Annotated in this window: 4 protein-coding genes and 1 pseudogene; 3 read left to right on the top strand and 2 right to left on the bottom strand. The window is 64.7% G+C overall.

The annotated features are described in order from the left end of the window. The first annotated feature begins 88 nt into the window (after positions 1 to 88). From KJQ96_RS38205 to KJQ96_RS38195, 3 genes and pseudogenes are all read left to right on the top strand, one after another. Complete coding sequence (locus KJQ96_RS38205; protein WP_213257445.1) at positions 89 to 1732, top strand: recombinase family protein; 1644 nt, start codon at positions 89 to 91, stop codon at positions 1730 to 1732. Positions 1733 to 1763: 31 nt separating this feature from the next. Further along, positions 1764 to 1880 (top strand): annotated as a pseudogene (locus KJQ96_RS38200) (integrase); the annotation flags it as partial. 22 nt (positions 1881 to 1902) lie between these two features. Continuing rightward, positions 1903 to 2163 carry a transposase zinc-binding domain-containing protein gene (locus tag KJQ96_RS38195; RefSeq protein WP_213257443.1) on the top strand — a complete coding sequence of 87 codons (261 nt, stop codon included), beginning with the start codon at positions 1903 to 1905 and terminating at the stop codon, positions 2161 to 2163. A 39-nt stretch (positions 2164 to 2202) separates the two neighbouring features. On the opposite strand, the gene KJQ96_RS38190 is transcribed toward KJQ96_RS38195, so the two are convergent. Further along, positions 2203 to 3192 carry a tyrosine-type recombinase/integrase gene (locus tag KJQ96_RS38190; protein WP_213257441.1) on the bottom strand — a complete coding sequence of 330 codons (990 nt, stop codon included), beginning with the start codon at positions 3190 to 3192 and terminating at the stop codon, positions 2203 to 2205. Further along, the gene (locus KJQ96_RS41645; RefSeq protein WP_256441746.1) at positions 3189 to 3323 is read right to left on the bottom strand and encodes a hypothetical protein; all 135 of its coding nucleotides are present in this window, start codon (positions 3321 to 3323) and stop codon (positions 3189 to 3191) included. Before KJQ96_RS41645 ends, KJQ96_RS38190 begins: the two co-directional genes overlap by 4 nt. Between the last annotated feature and the right edge of the window lie 143 nt (positions 3324 to 3466).

Genomic DNA, 3466 nt, shown 5'->3' with positions numbered 1-3466 from the left:
CGTTCGCCAGTATGTGGGTGATGCGGATAGTGAACAACAACTTCAAGCGGCCGTTGCTGGGTAGTATGTCGTGTGTTCGAAGGGCACGATGAGCGAGCTGGAGCTATCGCTGTTTCGCCAGCGCTCGCAGGAGGCGCTGAAGCAGAAAGCACGCCGCGGCGCGCTGTTCCTCGGTGTTGCCGCTGGCTATGTGAAGACCGGACGCGACCGGATCGAGAAGGACCCCGACCAGCGGGTGCAGGACGTCCTCAAGCTGGTCTTTGCAAAGTTCGCCGAGCTACAGAGTGTCCGACAGGTGCATGTGTGGCTGCGCGAGGAAGGCATCGCGATGCCCACCGCATGCCTCAGCACGGCGGAGGGCCGCATCGCTTGGCGGTTGCCACTCTACAATACCGTGCACAATATCCTAACCAACCCCGTCTACGCTGGAGCCTATGCCTTCGGGCGAACAATGAGCAAAGTCAGCGTCGAGGAGGGCCGAAAGCGCGTGAGGCGCGGAGTGCGCCGCCCATTGGCCGAGTGGGACGTGCTGCTCAAAGACCAGCATGAGGGCTATATCTCCTGGACCGAGTTCGAGAGGAACCAGCGGGTGATCGCCAACAATGCGACTGGCAAGGGAAGCGCCATCGCCAGAGGCGCGGCGCGGCAGGGGGAGCTGCTGCTCGCCGGCCTTCTGCGCTGTGGCCACTGCGGGCGCAAAATGTATGTGGCCTATGGCGGCAAGGCGGGGCGTTATCATTGCGAGGGTGCACGCGTGAACCACGGCACGCAGCGCTGCATCTCGTTCGGCGGATTGCGTGCCGATCATGCCGTCAGCACGGAGGTGTTGCGGGTTTTGAAGCCGCTCGGCATCGATGCGGCGGTCAAGGCGCTCGATGCCCAGGCGGGCGAGACCTCGGACGCCAAGCGGCAACTGGAGCTGGCGCTACAGCAGGCACGCTTCGAGGCCGCGCATGCGCGCCGACAATACGATGCCGTCGATCCCGCCAATCGTCTGGTCGCCAGCGAGCTCGAGCGGCGCTGGAACGAGGCGCTGCAGGTCGTGCACCGGATCGAGAGCGACATTGCGGCCATCGAGGCGAGGAAGCCGCTGCCCTTGGGCGAGGTGGAGCGCCAGCAACTGATGCAGTTAGGCACCGACCTCGCACTCGCCTGGTCGCATCCGGCGGCAACGTCAGCGACACGCAAAAGGATCGTGCGTGCGGCTTTGAGCGAGATCGTCGTGCGCGTCGAAGCCGAGCACATCGAGATGATCCTGCATTGGCAGGGCGGCGACCATACCGCGCTGAAGCTGAAGAAGAACGGAGCCGGCAAGCACCGCTGGACGATACCCGAGGATACACTGTCGCTGGTCCGTGAGCTGGCGCGGCTGATGCCGGACCGGCAAATCGCACGGCTCCTCAATCGTGCCGGCAAGCCGACGGGGCGCGGCAATGGCTGGACCCAGGCGCGGGTATGCTCGTTCCGCAGCCACCATGGCATTGCCGTCCATCGCCAAAGCGAATGGGCCGAGCGGGGTGAGATCAAGCTCGAAGCGGTGGCGCAAATCATGGATGTGAGCGTCATGACCGCGCTACGGATGGTCCGGCTCGGCATCATCAAGGGGCGGCAGGTCTGCCGGGGTGCGCCCTGGGTGATCAAAGCTGAGGATGTTGCCGCGTATCGCACGCAGGATGCCTCGCGGTGCCCGCTAACAGCCAATCCTGCTCAGCAGACCTTTGACTTTCAATGACATAGAAGGAGCGCATTATGACGCGTGGCCGCTCGGGCACAATAATTTGTCGTCGACGGCGCGCTACACGCAGGTCGCCACCGATACGATCCGGGCGAAGCAGAGCCCGCTCGACCGTCTGTCGCTGGAGGTGACGCCACCGGGATGACGACGCGTCCGGGATGCGGGTTATGGCCCGCCCCGACGTCCGTCCGCACAGACCCGCCATCGAGATTGCCGATATCTTGCGCCGGCATGGCGACGCCTATCGCCGTTTGCATGCCGGTCATCTCGGTCGGATCGAGCGGCGCGTGATGAGTGCGATCGTTGCGTGCCGAACCGAGGCGCTCGGCGGTCACATGGAGGCTTGCGACGACTGCGGCATGACACGCATCGCTTATAATTCCTCCCTTATGGGCAAAGCCGGTAATGGGGAGCTGGCGGCAATTTGATCGCGCTCCTGCACCAATCACCGCCAACCCCGCTCTCCATTACGAGGTACGCCTGAGGAGTTCGATCAGCCGGTCGGTGGGCTGGAAGACGCCGCGCCGCAGGTGGGGCGGCACGATCGCCTCCATCGCATCGAGCTTCTCGGTCGGATCGCCGCGCGTGTAGACCTCGGTGGTCGTCAGCGTAGCGTGGCCCAGCCACAGCGACACCTTCCGGATGTCCCCGGTCGCTTGCAGAACGACCATCGCGCAGGTGTGCCTGAGCACGTGGGGCGAGACGCGTTTCCTGGCGAGACCGGGCTGCTTGCGAGCCACAGTCGCGGCGTGCTGCCTGAGCAGATAGGCAAAGCCCCATCGGCTCAGCGGCTCACCGCGGGCGTTGACGAACACCTCGGGTGTCGCGACCTGCCCGCGGATGGCCAGCCAGGCACGCAGTGCAGCGGCCGCCGGCTTCCACAACGGCAGCGTCCGCTCCCGGCGTCCCTTGCCGAGCACGCGGATGCTCATCGAAGGCAGGTCGATGTCATCGACCTTGAGGCCCGTCAGCTCGGAGACGCGCAGCCCTGCGCAGACGGCCACGTGCAGCATTGCGCGATCGCGGATGCCATCGCGTGTCGCCGGATCGGGAGCGTCGAGCACGGCTTGGAGCTCTTCGCGCAGAAGGTAGGGCACCAGGCGCGTGTCAGTTTTCTTGAACGGGATCGCCAGTACACAGCGGATCTGCTCGAGCGCTGCCGGCTGCCGGTGCTCGAGGAAGCGAAAGAACGACTTGATCGCCGCCAGGCGAACGTTGCGCGTCACGGCCGCGTTTTTGCGCTCGTCCTCAAGATGCTCGAGGAAGGCGCTGACGAGCCCGGCATCGATCTGCTCGAGCGTCAGCGCCGATGGTTTGACCTTGAGCCGGTCGGCGGCGAACACGAACAGCAGCTGGAAGCTCGAGGCATAGGAGTCCCTCGTGTGCCGGCTCGCGCCCCGCTGGCAAGCGAGTGTGTCGCGCAGGAACGTCTCGATGAGGGGAGCGATCGGCGTCATGATGACCTCCCTTCGGACATAAACGCTTCGCCGGCCGTGGCGACATCGCGCAAGAGGTCGGGCGTGGCCTCGAGGTACCAGTAGGTCGCGTAGATGTTGACGTGACCCATGTAGGTCGCGAGTGCCGCCATGTGTGCCCCGCACCGGCCTCGGCCGGTAGGGCTGCCTTGCAGCGCGCGCAACGCAAACGTGTGACGGTAATTCCGTCGGCGGAATTATCGCCATAATTCCGGCAACTGGATTATTCCGGCAACTGACGGACAACGTCGGCATT

It is taken from the genome of Bradyrhizobium sp. sGM-13 (assembly GCF_018398875.1).
GTDB lineage: Bacteria > Pseudomonadota > Alphaproteobacteria > Rhizobiales > Xanthobacteraceae > Bradyrhizobium.
The sequence above is the reverse complement of the archived record's forward strand: the minus strand, read 5'-3'. Positions and strand labels throughout refer to the sequence as shown.

Bases quoted from the DNA above. Each gene is read 5' to 3' on its own strand.
- KJQ96_RS38190 (WP_213257441.1), bottom strand. From the start codon at position 3,192: ATGACGCCGATCGCTCCCCTCATCGAGACGTTCCTGCGCGACACACTC.
- KJQ96_RS38195 (WP_213257443.1), top strand. From the start codon at position 1,903: ATGGCCCGCCCCGACGTCCGTCCGCACAGACCCGCCATCGAGATTGCC.
- KJQ96_RS38205 (WP_213257445.1), top strand. From the start codon at position 89: ATGAGCGAGCTGGAGCTATCGCTGTTTCGCCAGCGCTCGCAGGAGGCG.
- KJQ96_RS41645 (WP_256441746.1), bottom strand. From the start codon at position 3,323: ATGGCGGCACTCGCGACCTACATGGGTCACGTCAACATCTACGCGACC.